Consider the following 19092-nt stretch of genomic DNA (forward strand, 5'->3'; position numbering starts at 1 on the left):
CTCCACCGCCTTCGGCGGTCCCCCTCCCCCGCCACGCGGGGGAGGATTCGCCTCACCGCCGGTGATTGCTCCTGCCGCCCCCAACAGTCGAGCGCGGCTCCGACAGCAGCGGGGCCGCGCTCATAAGCGCCGTGGGGGGCAGCGGCGCTATCGCTTACCGCCTTAGCGGCAGTTGCGGTTGCCTTCCGGCGCCGTGCAGAGCGGCTCCTCGGTCTCCGGCGCCAGCGATTTCGCCATATCGATCAGCTGCATGAACTCGGCGCGGTAGCCGTTTTCGTCCGTGCCGCGGGCGCCCTGAGCCAGCGACCGGATATCGGCCCAGCTCATCTCGCCATAGTTCGAACCCCTCAGCTTCTGTCCGAAGGCGGCGACTGCCGCGGCGAAGCGCGAGTCCTCGGAGGCTTCCGACAGGCTCGAAACCGCCTGGTCCTTGCCGATCGCCTGCTCGATCAGCTTGCTGGTTTCCTCGTCGGGCAGCTTGTAGCGCATCTTGAGGAAGCCGATCTCGCCATTGCCGGCCGTTTCGGCCGTGGCATCGGTGCTGTAGCGCAAGGGGTCGTTCAGTTCGGCGCCCGAGCCGACCGGGGTGATCTCGTAGAGCGCGGTGACGGTGGTGCCCGCCCCGATCTCGCCGGCATCGACCTTGTCGTTGTTGAAGTCCTCGCGGTTCAGCGCCCGGGTCTCGTAGCCGATCAGCCGGTACTCGCTGACCACCGCCGGGTTGAACTCGACCTGGATCTTCACATCCTTGGCGATGGTTTCGAGCGTGCCGCCGGCATCCTCGACCAGCACCTTCTGGGCTTCCTTGAAGCTGTCGATGTAGCTGGCATTGCCGTTGCCGTTCTGCGCCAGCGCCTGCATCGTGTCGTCGCCCAGGTTCCCCTGGCCAAAGCCGAGCACCGACAGGAACACCCCGCCGTCGCGCTTGGATTTGATGTAGGTCTTCAGGTCTTCCGGATCGTCGATCCCGACATTGAAATCGCCATCGGTGGCGAGGATCACCCGGTTGACGCCATCGGCAACCTTGTTCTGCTCGGCCAGCCGATAGGCGAGCTCGATCCCTTCGGCGCCGGCAGTCGAGCCACCGGCCGAGAGGTTCTCCAGCGCACCGATGATCTTGGCCTTGTCGGTTGCCTTGGTCGGCTCCAGCACCACGCCGGCCGAACCGGCATAGGCGACGATCGAGATGGTGTCGTTGGCCCCGAGTTGGTCGACCAGGAGGGCAAACGCCCGCTTCAGCAGCGGCAGCTTGTCCGGCTCATCCATCGACCCCGAAGTGTCGATCAGGAACACCAGGTTCGACGCCTTGTCCTCGGTCACCGCGGGGACATAACCCTTGATACCGATCTGGACGATCTGCGTCTTGCCGTTCCACGGCGTCGGATAGACCGAGACCGTCGGCTTGAACGGCGTCGCAGCGTCTGATGGCGCCGGGTAATTGTAGTTGAAGTAGTTGATCAGCTCCTCGAGCCTGACCGCATCGGGCTCCGGCACCCAGCCCTCGGTCAGCGAGCGCCGCACATAGGCATAGGAGGCCGTATCGACGTCGATCGAGAAGGTCGAGACCGGATCGGTCTTCACCACCTTGAGCGGCGATTCGGTGAACTTCGAGAACTCGTCGCCGCTCGGCTCGGTGGGCTTCGCCATCATCGCATCGGCAGGCGCAGGGGCCGCCATGAAGGCTTCGTTCTGCATCACACCAGGCGCGGCCATCTGCTTAGGCGCCGCCATCCGCATCTCGACCGTCGGCGCCGCCGGCATCACCGGTGGGACCGCATCCACCGCCATGCTGTTCTGCGGGGCGACTTCGTCACCCAGCATCAGGCTATCCTGACGCATCACGTCGGCCTCGCCGTCCGGCGCGGCGGCCGCGATGTTCGAGGTGCTGGCATCTGCCCCGACCGTAGCCGGAGCTTCCTGCGCCGTGGTCGCGGCTGCGGTAGTGCCGGCCGCTTCGGTCTTCAGTTCGTCGGCGCGGCCGAGTTCCATCGGCGCCGGTTCGGGCTGCGCCACCGGCTCTGGTTCGACCATCGCCATCGGCTGGTCTGCATCTTTGCTGCTGACCGCAACTGGCGGCACGCCGATCGGGGTGATCGCGGTGCTGTTGTAAAGCTGATAGCCGAGCGGCAGCAGCAGCAGTGCGACAGCTGCGGTGCCAAGGCCGTAAGTGAGGCGGTTATCCACGATCCAGGTCCCTTTCGCATTGGCGAAGATGGACCTGAGACGCTGGGTGATCGGATTTCCTTGGGTGGCTTTTTTCGCGTTCGCCTGTTCGGCATCGAAAGCCAGCATGGCGGCATCGAGCGCGCGGCGGCGCGCCGCCTCCGAGGGAGCCGGGGTCTGCGCCTGCTTGAGCGCGTTGAGCTTGTCGTCGTCGTTCATGTGGTTGCTCATAGGAGCCCCCTCAGGGTCTTTTTGGCTTCGTGGATGTGCCAGGAGACGGTCGCCTCCTTGCACCCCATGATCACGCCGGCTTCGGCGTGGCTCATCCCCTCCGCGTAAATCAGCAGCACTGCATCCCGTTGCTGTTCGGGAAGTCTGCGTACTGCGGTCCACAGCTCCTTACTGGTCGCTGCGTCTTCCTGCTCGGGCAGGTATTCATCCGGCGTCACCTCGGCATAGCGGTCGGCATTGCGCCCGCGCCGGCTGCGCGCCCGCTGCATGTCGCGCACCGCATTGAGGGTAACGCGATAGAGCCAGCTGGTGAACGCCGAGCGCCCGTCGAAACTCTTGAGGATCGAGGCGAGCTTGATGCACACATCCTGCGCCACATCCTCGGCATCCGACACCTTGCCGCACCATTTGCACGCCGTGCGGAAGATGAAATCGTAGTGCCGTTCGACCAGCTCGCCAAACGCACGCCGATCACCACCAACCGCCCGCGCGATCAGCGTTTCATCGGTCACTGGGGCGTCGAGCACCCCGCTATTGCTGAATTCAGGCGTCAAGGACCGTAGCACCTATGTGAGCTTTCAGCCGGTGTTCTAGGACTGAGACGATGAACGGCGACTGATCCTTGGGGTGGTGGTGAAGATTTTTCTTGCCCCAGCCGCGATGCCCTTCTCCCCCCTTGTGGGGGAGAAGGGGCCGGTGCATTTGGCATGGGAAGTGCCCCCGCAGCCACACGCCGCACCTGCTGCACTTGCGACGAGGGCACCGGAGGGCTAACCCATCCCTATGTCCGAAGATCCGAAAAAGCCCGACAGCCCGTTCCGCCTCAACCGCAGCCGCATCCTGTTGCTGCTGCTCGGCGCGCTGCTGTTGACCTACATCATCTCGGCCATGCTCGGCGGGCTCGGCAACTACCAGATGCTCAAGGAGTCGGCGACGCAGCCCGCCGCCGAAACCACCAGCACTTCGCCTTAAGCCACCAGCGCCTGCGGCACAGCTTCGGCGATGAAGCCGCCGCCCAGCACTTCGCTGGTCCCGCTCTCATCGGCATAGAACACGCAGGCCTGCCCCGGCGAGATGCCGTATTCGCCGGCAAACAGCGTGACGAACACCTCGCCATCGGCCATGTGCACGGCCCCTGACTGTGGCGGCCGGGTCGAGCGCACCTTCACTTCGATCGGCATGCCATTGCCGGCCGCCAGCGAGGCGAGTTGGCGCTCGCCCAGCCAGTTCACGTCGCGCAGCCGCACCGTCTTGGTCATCAGCGCTTCGCGTGGGCCGACGATGACCCGGCCGGTGCGGTGCTCGAGCTTGACCACGTAGAGCGGCTCGCCTGCCGCAACGCCGAGACCCTTGCGCTGCCCGATGGTGTAATTGACGATCCCCTCGTGCTTGCCCAGCACACGTCCATCGAGGTGGACGATCTCCCCCTCGGCCAGGGCTTCCGGGTGCATTTTGCGGATCACGTCGGCATATTTGCCCTGCGGCACGAAGCAGATGTCCTGGCTGTCGTGCTTTTCGGCGATCTCCAGCCCGAACTCACGCGCCAGCTCGCGCACCGCCGGCTTGGTCATGCCGCCGAGCGGGAAGCGCAGGAAATCCAGCTGCTGTTCGGTAGTGGCGAACAGGAAATAGCTCTGGTCGCGCGAGTCATCGACCGGCCGGAACAGCCGGCGCTTGCCGTCAACGAGCTTGCTCTGCACATAGTGCCCGGTCGCCAGCACGTCGGCGCCGAGGTCCCTGGCCACTTCCATCAGGTCGACGAACTTGACGCTCTGGTTGCAGGCGATGCACGGCACCGGCGTCTCGCCCTGCCGATAGGCATTGGCGAACGGCTCCATCACCGAGTTCTTGAAGCGCTCTTCATAGTCGAGCACGTAGTGCGGGATATTGAGCGCCTGCGCCACGCGCCGCGCATCGTGGATATCCTGGCCGGCGCAGCAGGCGCCCTTGCGGTGCGTCGCTTCGCCATGGTCGTAAAGCTGCAGGGTCACCCCCACCACATCGTAGCCCTGGCGGGCCAAGAGCCCGGCGACCACGGAACTATCGACGCCCCCCGACATCGCGACCACGACGCGCGTGTCCTCGGGACGCTTGGGCAGATCAAGCGAATTCAGGTCCATATCTCTCATCCAGAAGGGTTCAAGGTCCGACGGATCGGGCGCGGTATAGTCGTTCTGTGTGCCGGTGTCACGTGCCACACGGAAATCCGGTGCGACCTCGCAGTAACCCGGCAAATTCTGCCGCCACCGGCGCAAACTGCCGCTGTCGATTCCGGGCGACCAGGGCCAACCCATTGAGATTGCTTGCCTCACCATCCGGCACGCGCCTTGCATCACCCTTAGTGGAGCATTGTTTCCAGCGAGGCGTTTGTGACGGTTACGGTTGGATTTGCGGCGGCGGCAACTCCCGGTTTGATCACCGGGGGCGACACGGCTGCGCCGGAGGAAGCGGCGCCCGATGGCCTGTTCGCAGCGCTGCTGGCGCTGCTCGTCCCACAACCCACGCCCGACAGCGAAACCCCAGCCACTGCTCTTGCCGAGACGGCCGTCCCGCGTCAGGCAGCCGTGCTGCCCGAGACCGCCACGGTAACGCCGCTGATCGCCATCAACGACCGGCCTCCGATGCAGACCGAGCAGGGAAAATCGCTGCTGAAGACACTCAGCGACGCCCTGATCGCCATCAACGATGCGCTCGACGCCGGCAAGCCTGTCGACCCGGCGCTCCACAACAAGCTCAGCGACGCCCTCGATGCTGTCGCCGTCTATCTCGGCACCTTCGCGCCGCCCGCCCCGCAGATCGATCCCAAGATCACTGCGCTCGCCAGCGGCGACGGCGTCATTCCGAGCGTAGTGGACGCCGCCCCTGCCCCTGCCCCCGCGACGCCTCCGGCGGCAGCGGCTCCCGCGATGGATGCCCCCGAGACTGCCGCCGCGCCGGCCGCCACCCGGCCGGGGCCCATCGCAACTCAGCCGGCACCCGCCGCTGACGTTCCCGATCTGCCGGAAAGCTTTGCACAGCTGGTGGCCGACGCCGCCCCGGATGCCGCCGCGCCCGAAACCGCGGGTCCCGAAGCCACGACTCCCGAGCCCACCCCTTCCAGGGGCGCGACGACGCTCGAGCAAGCCCCGCCGGCTCTCCGCCAGCTCGGCCTCTATATCGGCAAGCTCAGCGAGAAACTGGCGGCCCAGGACCCTGAGCTGGCAAGGAAGCTCGACGCCCTCGCCACCACGCTGAAATCCGGAACACTGCCCGAGGACCTGAAGGCCGCGCTCGGTCTCGACCAGGCGGTCACCGAGCGTGAATTGAAGCGCATCATCGAAGCGCTCGCGACGCCCAAGCCCGACGCCGCCAAGCCAGTCGCGGCAAAGCCCTTCACCGCACCGACGCTCGAGCTGCCACAGGCCGTCACCGCGCCAACCAAGCAGGCCGAACCCGCGACCACCGTCGCTGCGGCCCCTGAGCCAGCGCCCACGCCAAAGCTCGAAGCCAGCGAACCCGAGATCGCCCGGCCGGTCACCGCCGCGACCACCACGAAAACCGAAAAGCCGGAAGCGGGCGACGGCAAGCCGGCGGCCGCCCCGGCGCAGCCCTCACAGCCGCAATCGACGCCTGTCGACGCCGCGGCCGCCAATACACCGGCCACCCAGCTCGCCGCGGTCCCCGTCGCCCGCGCCGTGCACGCCGCCTACCAGATGCCGCTGCAGCAGGTGAATCTGCCGCAGGTGGCCTTCGAGGTGGTGCGCCAGTTCGAGGCCGGCAACACCCGCTTCCAGATCCGCCTCGATCCGCCCGAGCTCGGTCGCATCGACGTGAAGCTCGACGTGGACAAGTCCGGCGCCGTCAATGCCCGGCTCACCGTGGAGCGCCCGGAAACGCTCGACCTGATGCAGCGCGATCAGCGCGCCCTGCAGCAGGCGCTACAGCAGGCCGGGCTCGATGGGTCGAAAACCAACCTCGAATTCTCGCTGCGCCAGAACCCCTTCGCCCAGCAGGGCGGCATGGGCGACGGCCGCGGCGATCACCAGGGCTTCAATGGCCGCGGCGACAGCTTTGCCGGCGGCGACGACGTTGGCGCGGAAACCGCCACCACCACCTATCGCGGCACGGCTTCGGCCAGTGGCCTCAATCTCTTCGTCTAGGGCGATGTCGCTCTAGTCTTTTCTGTCTGGGGGTCAGGAGAGCCTGCCCCCTCTAGGGAGCCACAGATGGCCGTAACCGGTGTCAGCTCGAACAATAACAGTGCCCTGACCGGCACCCGCCAGACCATCGCGCAGAACTTCGATACCTTCCTGCAGCTGTTGACCACGCAGCTGAAGAACCAGAACCCGCTCGATCCGCTCGACACCAACCAGTTCACCCAGCAGCTGGTGCAGTTCACCGGCGTCGAGCAGCAGCTGAAGACCAACGAATTCCTCGAGGCGATGATGACCTCGACGCAGACCGCCAACAATTCCCAGGCGGTGAGCTATGTCGGCAAGATCGTCACTGCCTCGGGCGTCAAGACGGAACTGCTGAAGGGCGAGGCCAAGTGGCACTTCGCCGTCGACAGCAAAGCCGACATCGTCGCCACCGTGAAGGATGCGAAGGGCAACGTCGTCTACACCAAGGCCGGCACGGTCGATAAGGGCGAGAGCGTCTTCACCTGGGACGGCATCGGTAACGATGGCCAGAAAAAGCCTGAGGGCACCTACTCGGTCAGCATCGAAGCCCGCGACACCGCCACCGGCAAGCTGGTCGGCGTCGCCACCGAAATGACCGGCGAAGTCACCGGCATCGACTTCTCCGGCTCCGAGCCGGTGCTCATTGTCGGCGGCGCCCGCGTCAACCTCTCCGCCATCCTCTCGGTCCGTGCCAAGACGGCGGCCGACGAGCCGAAGGATGAGGAGACCGCGGTTTAAGGCCATCGGGCTGCAAGACGAGATGGATCAGGAGTTAGGCACCGAGCTGCCCCAACCACCGGCTGTCATCCCAGCGAAAGCTGGGACCCAACTATCGGCTGGCGCGGGGGGCGAGATGGGTCCCAGCTTTCGCTGGGATGACACCGGGTTGGAGGTGCTGCCAGTGGGCCACCGGCGAGCCTGGGGCCGAGACAGGTGAGGGTCGCTCCCCCTACTCCCCAAACCCGGTCGGCAACCCATCCATGCTGAGCATGTTCTTTTCCTGCCAGTAGGCCTCGAGCCCGTCCTGCCCCTTGGCTTCGGCCCAGCGGTCCATGGTGTCGCGCTCGCCTTCATAGCTCATCAACGGCACGCCGTAGCCGCATGAGGTCTTGACCAGGTCGAAATCCAGCCAGGTGATCTGCCGGGCGCCGAGTGGCTCGGTGTCGGCGAACTGCTCGTGCAGCAGCCGGGCGTACTCGTCGCCGCCGCGCCCGATGATGCGGCCGCGGCCATAAAGCCTGAGGATCAGCGGCGGCCCTTCGACGGCGCAGAACATGATGGTCATCCGCCCGTCGGCCTTGAGGTGCGCGGCGGTTTCGTTGCCGCTGCCGGTGCGGTCGAGGTAGCAGGCAGCATTGTCGCCCATCACCCGGAACATGTCGGTCGAGCGCGGCGAGATGTTGATGCGTGTTCCCACCGCTGCCGAGGCGGTGAAAAACAAGTGCTGCCGGCTGATGAAGTCACGGTGATGCGCTGATAGCGCGGGGAAATCCTTGGCCATGGCGAGCCCCCTTTCATGGCAGCCGATACCGACAAATAGAGACGCATTCCATGCAACTTGCGACCAAGCCTTGTCGCTGGAATCGGTCGCGCTTAGCTCCTGCAATTGTTAATGCCGAGACATCCTGAGAGCCCCGGCTTTTAACGCATTTTAAGTAATGCCTTAGCCGAATTTTAAGTGCGATGGGCTACGGTTCGGGATGTGGTCAGGTTGAGTAAGTGAGTACAATGACCGTACAAATGCGTCCGCGTGTAAAGTACGTGATCGGCCCGGATGGAAGTCCGTTGACGATTGCGGATCTGCCTCCCAGGGACACCCGTCGCTGGGTTATCCGCCGCAAGGCTGAGGTTGTCGCCGCCGTTCGCGGTGGATTGTTGAGCCTCGAGGAAGCCTGTCAGCGTTACACGCTTTCCGTCGACGAATTCCTGAACTGGCAGGCCGCCATCGACAAGCATGGCCTTGCTGGTCTGCGCACGACCTGGATCCAGCACTACCGCGAAGGCTGAGCCCTTCCGGAGCTGACGACCAACCCGCCCGGGCAGCCGAGGCGGGTTTTGTCGTTTGTGGCTTCACACTATCAGTCGGTGCCTTCTACCCTTGTGGGAGAAGGTGCCCGAAGGGCGGATGAGGGGTTCGCGAAACGAAGTGCAGCGCGATCGGAGCGCAAGCGACGAGCGACACGGTGCGCGGAGAGATACCCCTCATCCGGCCTTCGGCCACCTTCTCCCACAAGGGGAGAAGGCGATCCCCCGCCGCTACGAGTGCCTCGTCAAGGCGTCGCCTCGCCCAGATACTTCTGCCCGGCCTCGGTCGCCTTGAGCCGCTGGTAGTGCGCCGTCACCGCCGACAGCTCCGGCCGGTCGAACGGGGTCGAGAACCAGCGGTGCGAGGAGAGGGCCAGCGCCAGATCCGCCAGGCTGAGCCGCCCGTTGGCGACATAGCCGCCGCCCTCGGCGAGCCGCGCCTCTGCCATCCGCATGTTGGCCGACCACTTGTCCACCGACTGCGCGATCCGCTCCGGATCGTCAAAGGCCGGGTTTTTGGCGAGGAACGCCGTCACTGCGTAGAGCCACGAAGGCAGGAGCTCCGTCGCCTGCCAGGTGAGCCACTGGTCGACCAACGCCCGCTGCCGCACCTCCTCGGGCCACAGGTCGCTGCCGGATTTCTGCGCGAGATAACGCATGATGGCGCTGCTCTCCCACATGACGAACCCATCGTCGACGATCACCGGCACCGTGGCATTGGGGTTGAGCGCGAGGAACTCCGGCACCCTGGGGTCGCGATGCGGCATCCCCCAGATCTCGTGCTCGTAATCGATGCCGCAGAGGTCGGCCGTCCACAACACCTTGCGGACATTGCTCGAGGTGACCCGACCGAGGATCCTGAGGCGCGTCATGGCGTATCGGCGCTCATATACTTCTGCCCTTCCGCCGTCGCCTTCAGCCGCTCGTAGTGCTCCTTCACCGCCGGCAGCTCGGGCTTGTCGAACGGGGTCGAGAACCAGCGGTGGGTCGAGACGGCGAGCCCTATATCGGCGATGGATAGCCGACCATTGGCGGCAAAGCCTCCGCCCGCCGCAAGCTGCGCCTCGAGGATCTGCATCCTCGCCGTCCAGTTGCGGATCGAATCGGCGATGCGGGTCTCGTCGGTATAGGCGGGGTTCTTGCGCATCAGCGCATAGACCGCATAACCCCATTGCGCGTTGAGCTCGGCCACCTGCCAGGTCAGCCACTGGTCGACCAGCCCGCGCTCCTTCACCGCCACCGGCCACAATCCGCTGCGGCGCGATTCCGACAGGTAGCGCATGATGGCGTTGCTCTCCCACAAGACGAACCCGTCATCGATGATCACCGGCACCTGCGCATTGGGGTTGAGCTTGAGGAATTCCGGCGCCCTGGGGTCGCGATGCGGCATCCCCCAGATCTCGACCTCGTAGCCGATGCCGATCAGGTCGCAGGTCCACATGACCTTGCGCACATTGATCGAGGTCACCCGACCCAGGATGCTCAGCGTTCCCATACTCACGTCTCCTTAACCTCACCCGGCAAAGCTTGCCGCCTTTTTGCATTCTGCAACCGCCGGTTAATCACTTGTTTACCATCCACTGGGTAATTTTTGCCTATGGGCTCGGTGCGTTTGCGCGCACCCAAGAATAACAAGGGTACGGTCCGCGTGGACGGGTTGCTGCAGTTCTTCAACCGCCTCGGTTTGGCGCGCGTCGCCGCCATGGCCGTTATCGCCGTGCTGATGCTGGGGTTCTTTGCCTTCCTCATCATGCGCGCCTCGACGCCGCCGCTGGCGCCGCTCTATTCCGGGCTCTCCTTCGAGGATTCGGCGGCCATCGTCTCCGAACTCCAGACCCAGAACGTCAACTACGAAATCCGGGGCGAAGGCGACACCATATTGGTGCCGCGCGACCAGATCACCCAGATTCGCATGTCGCTGGCGCAGAACGGCCTGCCCAACAAGGGCCAGGTCGGCTACGAGATCTTCGACCAGCAGTCGACGCTGGGCGCCACCAGCTTCGTCCAGAACATCAACAACGTCCGGGCGCTCGAAGGCGAACTCGCCCGCACCATCTCGTCGCTGGCCCGCATCAAGAGCGCCCGCGTCCATCTCGTCCTGCCCGAACGCGCCCTGTTCAGCCGCGAGCAGAAGGACCCCACCGCCTCGATCGTGCTGTCGGTGCGCGGCGAACTCTCGGCCGGTGAAATCCGCGCCATCCAGCATCTCGCCGCCTCCGCCATCGAGGGCCTGACCCCGGCGCGCGTCTCGGTGGTCGACGATACGGGGCGCCTGCTCGCCTCCGGTGCCGGCAACGGCCCCGAGGATGTCATCGCTGGCGAGACCGAGGAGCGTACCCTCAATGTCGAGAATCGCCTGCGCAGCCGCGTCGAAGACCTGCTCGCCAATATCGTCGGCTCCGGCCGCGCCCGGGTGCAGGTTTCGGCCGAGCTCGACCTCAACCGGCTGAGCAAGACCTCTGAGACGTTCGACCCGAACGGCCAGGTGATCCGCTCCACCCAGACCCGCGATCTCTCCAACACCGCCCAGAACGGCGATAGCGGCCAGGTCAGCGTCTCCAACGAACTGCCCGGCGCGTCGGCCAATTCCGGCAGCGGCAGCTCGACCATGGAGCAGGGCTCGACCACCGAAGAGACCACCAATTTCGAGATCTCCAAGGTCACCGAGACGGCGCTCACCGAAGCCGGCGGCATCAAGCGGTTGTCGATCGCCGTGGTGGTCGATGGCACCTATGTCGCCGACGCCACCGGCAACTCGGTCTATACCCCGCGCGCCCAGGCCGAGATCGACCAGATCACCTCGCTGGTGAAATCCGCCATCGGCTTCTCCGACGCCCGCGGCGATCAGGTGCAGGTCGCCAACCTGCAGTTTGCCGATCGCCCTGAACTCGCCGCCGCCGGCACCAGCGAGCCGGGCTTGCTCGACTTCACCCGCGACGACCTGATGAACGGCGCCGAGATGGCGGTGACCCTGTTGATCGCCCTGGCGCTGGTGTTCTTCGTGCTCCGCCCGCTGCTGAAGCGCGTGCTGGCCCCCGAGGGGAAGACTTTGGCCCTCCCCGCCAGCGCCGAGCTCGGCGGCGGCCCGGCCCATCACGGCCCGGGCGATTTCGGCTCCAACGCCATGGTTTCCTCGCTCCCCAACCTCAATGGCGGCAACTACGTCGAGGAAGACGAGCAGCCGCGCAAAGCCCGCGTTCCCGCCTGGATGAACAGCGCCAAGGCGATGGGCGAGACCCAGGCCAATACCTTGAAGACCGTCGGCGAACTGGTCGACGAAAACCCCAAGCAGGCCGCACTGATCGTGCGCGACTGGCTGGCGAGCGCCACGTGAGGATGAACTAGATGGCCGCCGCAGCCGCACTCGACCAGACCACCGACCAGGTGCTGAGCAAGCAACTGGTCGTCGGCGCCAACGCCAGCCAGCGCGCTCTCCTCGGTGATGAGAAGGCCGCCGTGCTGCTCCTGGCGCTCGGCCCGGATTTCGGCAAGCCGATCCTCGAAGAGCTCGACGAGATGGAAATCCGCCAGCTGTCGCGCGCCATGGTCAAGCTCGGGCCGATCACCCCGGATATGCTCGATTCGCTGCTCATCGAATTCGTCACCCGCGTCTCCTCCAACGGCACTATCGCCGGCAACTCCGACACCACCGAGCGCCTGCTGCTGAGCTTCTTGCCGCAGGATCGCGTCGACTCGATCATGGAAGAAATCCGCGGTCCGGCAGGCCGCAACATGTGGGAGAAACTGAGCAACGTTCAGGAGGATATTCTCGCCAGCTATCTGAAGAACGAGTACCCGCAGACCATCGCCGTGGTGCTCAGTAAGATCGCCACCGATCACTCCGGCAAGGTGCTCGCCGCCCTGCCCGAGGAGCTGGCGATGGAAGTGGTGCAGCGCATGCTGGCGCTCGATCCGGTGCAGAAGGAAATCCTCGAGAAGATCGAGACGACGCTGCGTACCGAGTTCATGTCGACCCTCAGCCACACCAAGCGCCGCGACAGCCATGAGCAGATGGCCGAGATCTTCAACTCGTTCGATCGCCAGACCGAGGCGCGCTTCATCACCACGCTGGAGGAACGCGACCGCGACGGCGCCGACCGCATCAAGGCGCTGATGTTCACCTTCGAGGATCTGGCCCGCCTCGAGCCCTCGGCGATCCAGACGCTGGTGCAGAAGATGGACAAGAAGGAACTCGGCCTGGCGTTGAAGGGCGCCAACGACACGGTCAAAGAGGTGTTTTTCGCCAATATGTCGGCCCGCGCCGGCAAGATGCTGAAGGACGACATGGAGGCCATGGGCCCGGTTCGCCTGAAGGATGTCGACGAGGCGCAGGGCCGCATGGTCGCCACTGCCAAGGATCTCGCCGCCAAGGGCGAGATCATCATCACCAAGGGCAAGGCCGATGAGGAGATGATCGGCTGATGAGCGCCGCGCCCGCCAAATTCACCTTCGATCTCGATCTTGGCCGCCGCCAGGAGCGCAACTCGCTGGTCACCGAGACCGCCATGGCGAGCCTGCTCGAGGAGGCCCGCCGCGAAGGCCGCGAGGCCGGCCTCGCCGAGGGCGAGCGCACCGCCGTCGCCAGGGCCGCCAAGGCCGAAGCCGCTGCCGCCGAATCCCTCGCGGTGCGCGTTGCCGCCATGGCAGCCAGCATGGACGATGCGCGCAAGCAGACCATTGCCGAAGGCGTCGAGCTGTCGCTGTCGATTGCGAGGAAACTCGCTGGCGGCCTCATTGCCCGCGAGCCGACGGTCGAGATCGAGCAACTGGTGGCCGAGTGCATGGCAACGCTCGATGGCGTGCCGCACCTCGTCATCCGCTGCGACCCGGCGCTTGCCGACGCCGTCCGCGACATCGCTACAGCCAAGATGACCACCTCCGGCTTCACCGGCCGGCTGGTCGTCCTCGGCGACCCCGACATCGCCATCGGCGATGCCCGCATCGAGTGGGCCGATGGCGGCGTGGTCCGCGATATCAGGAAGCTCAGCGCCGAGATCGACGCCCGCATCGCCCAGTATTTCGCCGCACGCGGCATCCGACTTAACGAGGAGACCGAGCAATGAGCACCGTCGATACCGGGATCACCTTCGAGGAAATGGCCGCTCCCGGCCGCGAGGGCTACACCCCGCCCGGCGAGAAGACCGCCGCCGACCTCGAGGCCGTATTCGACGTTCCCGTCCGCATCTCGGTGGTGCTCGGCCGCGCCAAGGTGCCGGTGGCGAGCCTGCTCAAGATGGATGTCGGCAGCGTCGTCGAGCTCGACCGCCAGGTCGGCGAAGCCGTCGAAATCTACGTCAATGATCGCCTCGTCGCCCGCGGCGAAATCGTCCTCGTCGAGAACCGTCTCGGCGTCACCATGACCGAAATCATCAAGGCAGCGTGATGCTCGGACGCGACACACTGCACCATCAGTCGGGCCTTCTCCCCTTGTGGGAGAAGGTGGGCGAAGCCCGGATGAGGGGTCCGCGGACGAAGCCTGCGCGCTCGGAGCGAAGTGACGAGCGGCCGGTGTCGGCTGAACCAACCCCTCATCCGCCCTTCGGGCACCTTCTCCCACAAGGGGAGAAGGCATCAATCCGAGAGTTCGGAGACCAATAATGCGGCTTCTTATCGTCGGCGCCCTCGAAGGCCAGCTCACCACCGCCACCAAGCTTGCCATGGATGGCGGCGCCAAGGTGGCCCACGCCCCCTCGATCGAGATCGCGCTTGCGTCGTTGCGCGCCGGCCGCGGCGCCGACCTGCTGCTGGTCGACGTGATGATGGACATTGCCGGGTTGATCGCCGGGCTCGATGGCGAGCGTATCGTCATCCCGGTGGTCGCCTGCGGCACCGAGAGCAACGCTGCCGCCGCGGTGAACGCCATCCGCGCCGGCGCCAAGGAATATATCCCGCTGCCGCCCGACGCCGAGCTGATCGCCGCCGTCATCGCCGCCGTCGCCCGCGAATCCTCTGATTTCCTCTATCGCGACCCGGTGATGGCGCGCGTGGTGAAGCTCGCCGAGCAGGTCGCCCCCTCTGAGGCCTCGGTGCTGATCACCGGCGAGAGCGGCACCGGCAAGGAGGTGATGGCCAAGTACCTCCACTCCCGTTCGAAGCGCGCTTCCCGCGCCTTCATCTCGATCAACTGCGCCGCCATCCCCGAGGCGCTGCTCGAGAGCGAACTGTTCGGTCACGAGAAGGGCGCCTTTACCGGCGCTGTCGCGCGCCGCATCGGCAAGTTCGAGGAAGCCTCGGGCGGCACCCTGCTGCTCGACGAAATCTCCGAAATGGACGTGCGCCTGCAGGCAAAACTCCTCCGCGCCATCCAGGAGCGGCTGATCGACCGCGTCGGCGGCACCAAGCCCGTGCCGGTCGATATCCGCATCATCGCCACCTCCAACCGCAACCTCAGCGAAGCGGTGAAGGACGGCAGTTTCCGCGAGGATCTGCTGTTCCGCCTCAACGTGGTGAACCTGAAACTCCCGGCCTTGCGCGAGCGCCCCGGCGATACCGCGGCGCTGGCCGAGCACTTCGTCGAGAAGTACGCCAAGGCCAACGGCCTCGGCCGCCGCGTCCTCTCGGCCGAAGCCCGTGACGCGCTGCTCCGCGCCCCCTGGCCGGGCAACGTGCGCGAGCTCGAAAATACCCTCCACCGCGCCGTGCTGCTGTCGGGCGGCGAAATCATCGGCCCCGACGCCATCTCGATGCCTGATGGCACCGGCCTCAGCGAGGTGGTCGCCATGGCCTCGGTGGCGACGCAGGCCGCCCAGACCGCCGAGACCATCTCGCGCGCCATGGTCGGCCGCACCGTCGCCGACGTCGAGCGCGACCTGATCCTCGACACCCTCGACCACGTGCTGGGCAACCGCACCCACGCCGCCAACATCCTGGGCATCTCGATCCGCACGCTGCGCAACAAGCTCAACCAATACGCCGACGAAGGTTTGGCCGTGCCGGGCCCCGGCGAACAGCGGAACAGCGCGGCGTGACGCGCTCACCGGTGCACTTGGCCCACCCCCACCCTCATTCCCTCCCCACAAGGGGGAGGGAGGCGCTCTCTGCACCTTCCGTTCCATCGTCTCCCTCCCCCTTGTGGGGAGGGATCAAGGGTGGGGGTGGGCCAAGTGCTCTGACTTCAGGACCTATGCATCGTGGCTGATCTCTCTGCCCCCGGCCCATCCGGCCTGAAGCTTCCGACCTTCTCGATCCAGGGGCTGTGGAAGTCGTTCGGCACGTCCGATATCGGGCTCGCCATCGGCATTATGGGGATCATCGTCGTCCTCATCGTGCCGCTGCCGCCGCTGCTGCTCGACCTGTTGCTGGCCATCTCGATCGTCTTTTCGGTGCTGATCCTGATGACGGCGCTGTTCATCCAGACGCCGCTCGAGTTCTCGGCCTTTCCGACGGTGCTGCTGATCGCCGCCATGTTGCGCTTGGCGCTGAACCTCGCCACCACCCGCCTGATCCTCGCCGAGGGCCATAACGGCACCGATGCCGCCGGTCACGTCATCGAGGCGTTCGGCAACTTCGTCATGCGGGGCAACTTCGTCATCGGCGTCGTCGTCTTCGCCATCCTGATCATCGTCAACTTCATCGTCATCACCAAGGGTTCGGGCCGCATCGCCGAAGTCGCGGCGCGCTTCAACCTCGACGCCATGCCCGGCAAGCAGATGGCCATCGACGCCGACCTCTCGGCCGGCCTGATCGATGAGACCACCGCGCGCAAGCGCCGCGAAAACCTCGAGGCCGAGAGCGCCTTCTTCGGCAACATGGATGGCGCCAGCAAGTTCGTGCGCGGCGACGCCATTGCCGGCCTGTTGATCACCTTCATCAACATCATCGCCGGTCTCGTCATCGGCATGCTGCAGGAGGGCCTGAGCTTCGCCGAAGCCGGCCACAACTACACCCTGCTCACCGTCGGCGATGGCCTCGTCAGCCAGATCCCGGCCCTGATCGTCTCGACCGCCGCGGGCCTGCTGGTTTCCAAGGCCGGCGTTACCGGCTCGGCCGACAAGGCGCTGGTCGCCCAGTTCACCGGCTATCCCAAGGCGCTCGGCATGTCGGCCGCCGTCATCGGTGCGCTGGCCCTGCTGCCGGGCATGCCGATCATCCCGTTCCTGGCGCTTGCCGCCGGCTGCGGCTGGCTCGCCTTCAAGTCGGGCAGGAAGAAAACCGCCACCGCCGATCGCGCCATCGTCGAGGCTGCCATGGAGCATGCCCAGGCCAACCCGGTCGCCACCGAAGCGCCGATCTCCGACAGCCTCAGGATCGACGAGCTGAAGCTCGAGCTCGGATATGGCCTGCTGTCACTGGTCAAGGAAGACGACACCGGCACCGATCGGCTCACCGAGCAGATCAAGGCGCTGCGCCGGCAGCTCGCCACCGAGCTCGGCTTCATCATGCCGCCGGTCCGCATCCTCGACAACATGCAGCTCGAGCCGAACGACTATAAGGTCAAGATCAAGGAGGTCGATGCCGGCCGCGGCCAGATCTTCGCGCACCAGCTGATGGTGATGGATCCGATGGGCCGGGAGATCAACCTGCCCGGCGTCCACACCACCGAGCCGACCTTCGGCCTGCCCGCCACCTGGATCGAGCCGGCTTTGCGCGACGAAGCCGAGCTCCGCGGCTACTCGATCATCGACCCCTCGACGGTCATCTCCACCCACCTCACCGAGGTGCTGAAGGCCAACGTCTCGGACCTGCTCAGCTATGCCAACGTGCAGTCGCTGCTTGCCGGCCTCTCGAAGGATCAGCAGAAGCTGGTCGAGGACATCATCCCCAGCCAGATCTCGGTCTCGGGCGTGCAGCGCGTGCTGCAGACCCTGCTCATTGAGCGCATCTCGATCCGCGACCTGCCCACTATCCTCGAAGGCATCGCCGAGATCGCCGGCCCGGGCCGCACCGCCCAGACCATCGCCGAGCACGTGCGTTCGCGCCTCGCCCGCCAGCTCTGCGCCGCCAATCTGGGGCCGGACGGCAACCTGCCGCTGCTCACCCTGTCGCCGCAATGGGAACGGGATTTCGCCGAGGCGCTGGTCGGCGACGGCAATGACCGCCACCTCGCCATGGCTCCGTCGCGCCTGCAGCAGTTCATCGTCGGCATCCAGCAAGGCTTTGAGAACGCTGCCCAGATGGGCGAAATCCCCGTCCTCATCACTTCCCCCGGTATCCGCCCGCATGTCCGCGCCATCATCGAACGCTTCCGCCCGCAGACCGTGGTGATGAGCCAGAACGAAGTACACCCGCGCGTACGGCTGAAGACGATCGGGAGCGTCTGATCGAGCCGGAAACCAGGGAGCGTGGGCCGCACCAGTAGTTTTCCGGGGTGGCGCCCGGAACCACGCCACGCCAGCGTGCATTATGGTCCCGCGTCACCCCACGAGCCCCGATGAAGCTCTTCCGCTGCGACCATTGCGGTCACCTGCTCTACTTCGAGAACACCCGCTGCGAGCGCTGCGGCCGTGCGCTCGGCTATGGCCCGCTCACCAACAACCTGTTCTCGCTCGATGGCGGCCCCGGGATCTGGATGGCGCCGGCCTTCTTCAACCGCTCCTTCGTTTACTGCGCCAATGCCGCGCATGGCGCCTGCAACTGGCTGCTGCTGCATGCGCCGGGAGCCGATCCCTACTGCCTCGCATGCCGCCATAACGGGCTGATCCCCGATATCAAGAACCCGGTCGATCTAGGCCGCTGGCAGGTGATCGAGCGCGCCAAGAAGCGGCTGATCTACTCGCTGCTGCGGCTGCATTTGCCACTCGCCACCCGTAACGAAGACCCGGTGCACGGCCTGAGCTTCAGGTTCCTCAACGAGGAGGTTTCGCGCGCCCCGGTGCTCACCGGGCATGACAGCGGCATCATCACCCTGGCGCTGAAAGAGGCCGATGACGCCGCGCGCGAGTACCGCCGTACCCGGTTTAACGAGCCCTACCGCACCCTGCTCGGCCATTTTCGCCACGAGATCGGCCACTATTACTGGGATCTGCTGATCGCCGGCCGCCCGGCGCATCAGGAGTTCCGCACCCTGTTCGGCGACGAGAGCGCCGACTACGAGAGCGCGCTCGCCGCACACTACGCCAACGGGGCTCCCGCCGGCTGGCAGCAGCACTACATCTCGGCCTACGCCACCTCCCATCCCTGGGAAGATTTCGCCGAGACCTTCGCGCACTACCTGCACCTCGTCGACACCACCGAGATGGCGGCCTCCTTCGGCCTCAACCTCCGGCCCGCCGTCGACCAGAGAGGCGAACTGACCACCCGGCTCGACTACGACCCCTATGACGATGCCGACATCGACGAGCTGATCGAGAATTGGATTCCGCTCGCCTCGCTGATGAACAATCTCAACCGCGCCGTCGGGCAGCACGACGCCTACCCATTCGTGCTCACCCCCGAGGTGATCGCCAAGCTCGGCTTCGTCGCCCGGCTGGTGCATGATGCCGGCACCGTGCAATGGACCGTCCCCAGCGCCGCCGGGCCGATCCCGATCAACGTCCCCAGCGGCCCAGCCGAGTTGCCCCGTACCTGAGGCTGG

Annotated in this window: 17 protein-coding genes; 11 read left to right on the forward strand and 6 right to left on the reverse strand. The window is 65.8% G+C overall.

Going from position 1 to position 19092, the window contains the following annotated elements; translation table 11 throughout:
- Positions 1-162: 162 nt before the first annotated feature.
- Together ASC68_RS07900 and ASC68_RS07905 are read right to left on the reverse strand one after the other, a co-directional pair.
- Positions 163-2394 carry a VWA domain-containing protein gene (locus ASC68_RS07900; protein ID WP_055877458.1) on the reverse strand — a complete coding sequence of 744 codons (2232 nt, stop codon included), beginning with the start codon at positions 2392-2394 and terminating at the stop codon, positions 163-165.
- Positions 2391-2948, reverse strand: coding sequence for an RNA polymerase sigma factor (locus ASC68_RS07905; RefSeq protein ID WP_055877462.1), 558 nt, complete (start codon positions 2946-2948; stop codon positions 2391-2393). The genes ASC68_RS07900 and ASC68_RS07905 overlap by 4 nt, the downstream gene beginning before the upstream one ends.
- 229 nt (positions 2949-3177) lie before the next feature.
- On the opposite strand from ASC68_RS07905, the gene ASC68_RS07910 reads away from it, so the two are divergent.
- Positions 3178-3366 (forward strand): hypothetical protein, encoded by a 189-nt coding sequence (locus ASC68_RS07910; RefSeq protein WP_055877465.1) that lies wholly within the window; start codon positions 3178-3180, stop codon positions 3364-3366.
- On the opposite strand, the gene mnmA is transcribed toward ASC68_RS07910, so the two are convergent.
- Positions 3363-4514 (reverse strand): tRNA 2-thiouridine(34) synthase MnmA, encoded by a 1152-nt coding sequence (mnmA, locus tag ASC68_RS07915; RefSeq protein WP_055877468.1) that lies wholly within the window; start codon positions 4512-4514, stop codon positions 3363-3365. The two genes, ASC68_RS07910 and mnmA, sit on opposite strands and share 4 nt — an antisense overlap.
- A 249-nt stretch (positions 4515-4763) precedes the next feature.
- On the opposite strand from mnmA, the gene ASC68_RS07920 reads away from it, so the two are divergent.
- Both ASC68_RS07920 and ASC68_RS07925 read left to right on the forward strand, forming a co-directional pair.
- Positions 4764-6533, forward strand: a complete 1770-nt coding sequence (locus ASC68_RS07920) for a flagellar hook-length control protein FliK (protein ID WP_156387283.1) — start codon at positions 4764-4766, stop codon at positions 6531-6533.
- A 66-nt stretch (positions 6534-6599) separates the two neighbouring features.
- The gene (locus tag ASC68_RS07925) at positions 6600-7292 is read left to right on the forward strand and encodes a flagellar hook assembly protein FlgD (protein ID WP_055877473.1); all 693 of its coding nucleotides are present in this window, start codon (positions 6600-6602) and stop codon (positions 7290-7292) included.
- A gap of 211 nt (positions 7293-7503) precedes the next feature.
- Here ASC68_RS07925 and ASC68_RS07935 read toward each other — a convergent pair whose 3' ends face one another.
- Positions 7504-8055: a pyridoxamine 5'-phosphate oxidase family protein gene (locus tag ASC68_RS07935; protein WP_055877477.1), complete on the reverse strand. Its 552-nt coding sequence runs from the start codon at positions 8053-8055 to the stop codon at positions 7504-7506.
- Positions 8056-8282: 227 nt separating this feature from the next.
- Between ASC68_RS07935 and ASC68_RS07940 the strand changes: the two genes are divergently transcribed.
- Positions 8283-8561, forward strand: coding sequence for a DUF1153 domain-containing protein (locus ASC68_RS07940; RefSeq protein WP_055877479.1), 279 nt, complete (start codon positions 8283-8285; stop codon positions 8559-8561).
- Between the two features lie 263 nt (positions 8562-8824).
- Here ASC68_RS07940 and ASC68_RS07945 read toward each other — a convergent pair whose 3' ends face one another.
- Both ASC68_RS07945 and ASC68_RS07950 read right to left on the reverse strand, forming a co-directional pair.
- Positions 8825-9451 (reverse strand): glutathione S-transferase family protein, encoded by a 627-nt coding sequence (locus ASC68_RS07945; RefSeq protein WP_055877483.1) that lies wholly within the window; start codon positions 9449-9451, stop codon positions 8825-8827.
- On the reverse strand, positions 9448-10074 hold the full coding sequence (locus ASC68_RS07950; RefSeq protein ID WP_055877485.1) for a glutathione S-transferase family protein: 627 nt from the start codon (positions 10072-10074) through the stop codon (positions 9448-9450). The genes ASC68_RS07945 and ASC68_RS07950 overlap by 4 nt, the downstream gene beginning before the upstream one ends.
- Before the next feature lie 153 nt (positions 10075-10227).
- Here ASC68_RS07950 and fliF point away from each other — a divergent pair, with 153 nt between their 5' ends.
- From fliF to ASC68_RS07985, 7 genes are all read left to right on the forward strand, one after another.
- Complete coding sequence (gene fliF, locus ASC68_RS07955) at positions 10228-11913, forward strand: flagellar basal-body MS-ring/collar protein FliF (RefSeq protein WP_055877557.1); 1686 nt, start codon at positions 10228-10230, stop codon at positions 11911-11913.
- Positions 11914-11924: 11 nt separating this feature from the next.
- The gene (gene fliG / locus ASC68_RS07960; protein ID WP_055877489.1) at positions 11925-13001 is read left to right on the forward strand and encodes a flagellar motor switch protein FliG; all 1077 of its coding nucleotides are present in this window, start codon (positions 11925-11927) and stop codon (positions 12999-13001) included.
- Positions 13001-13642: a FliH/SctL family protein gene (locus ASC68_RS07965; RefSeq protein WP_055877492.1), complete on the forward strand. Its 642-nt coding sequence runs from the start codon at positions 13001-13003 to the stop codon at positions 13640-13642. Before fliG ends, ASC68_RS07965 begins: the two co-directional genes overlap by 1 nt.
- 32 nt (positions 13643-13674) lie before the next feature.
- Entirely contained in the window at positions 13675-13962 is a 288-nt protein-coding gene (fliN, locus tag ASC68_RS07970) for a flagellar motor switch protein FliN (protein ID WP_055877559.1), read from the forward strand.
- 214 nt (positions 13963-14176) lie between these two features.
- Positions 14177-15547, forward strand: a complete 1371-nt coding sequence (locus ASC68_RS07975; protein WP_055877494.1) for a sigma-54 dependent transcriptional regulator — start codon at positions 14177-14179, stop codon at positions 15545-15547.
- A gap of 195 nt (positions 15548-15742) precedes the next feature.
- A complete protein-coding gene (flhA, locus tag ASC68_RS07980) occupies positions 15743-17839 on the forward strand; it encodes a flagellar biosynthesis protein FlhA (RefSeq protein WP_274532714.1) in 2097 nt (698 codons plus the stop codon).
- 110 nt (positions 17840-17949) lie between these two features.
- Positions 17950-19086 carry a putative zinc-binding metallopeptidase gene (locus ASC68_RS07985; protein WP_055877498.1) on the forward strand — a complete coding sequence of 379 codons (1137 nt, stop codon included), beginning with the start codon at positions 17950-17952 and terminating at the stop codon, positions 19084-19086.
- Positions 19087-19092 lie beyond the last annotated feature (6 nt).

The sequence above is a fragment of the Devosia sp. Root105 genome (assembly GCF_001424865.1).
Classification (GTDB): Bacteria; Pseudomonadota; Alphaproteobacteria; order Rhizobiales; family Devosiaceae; genus Devosia_A.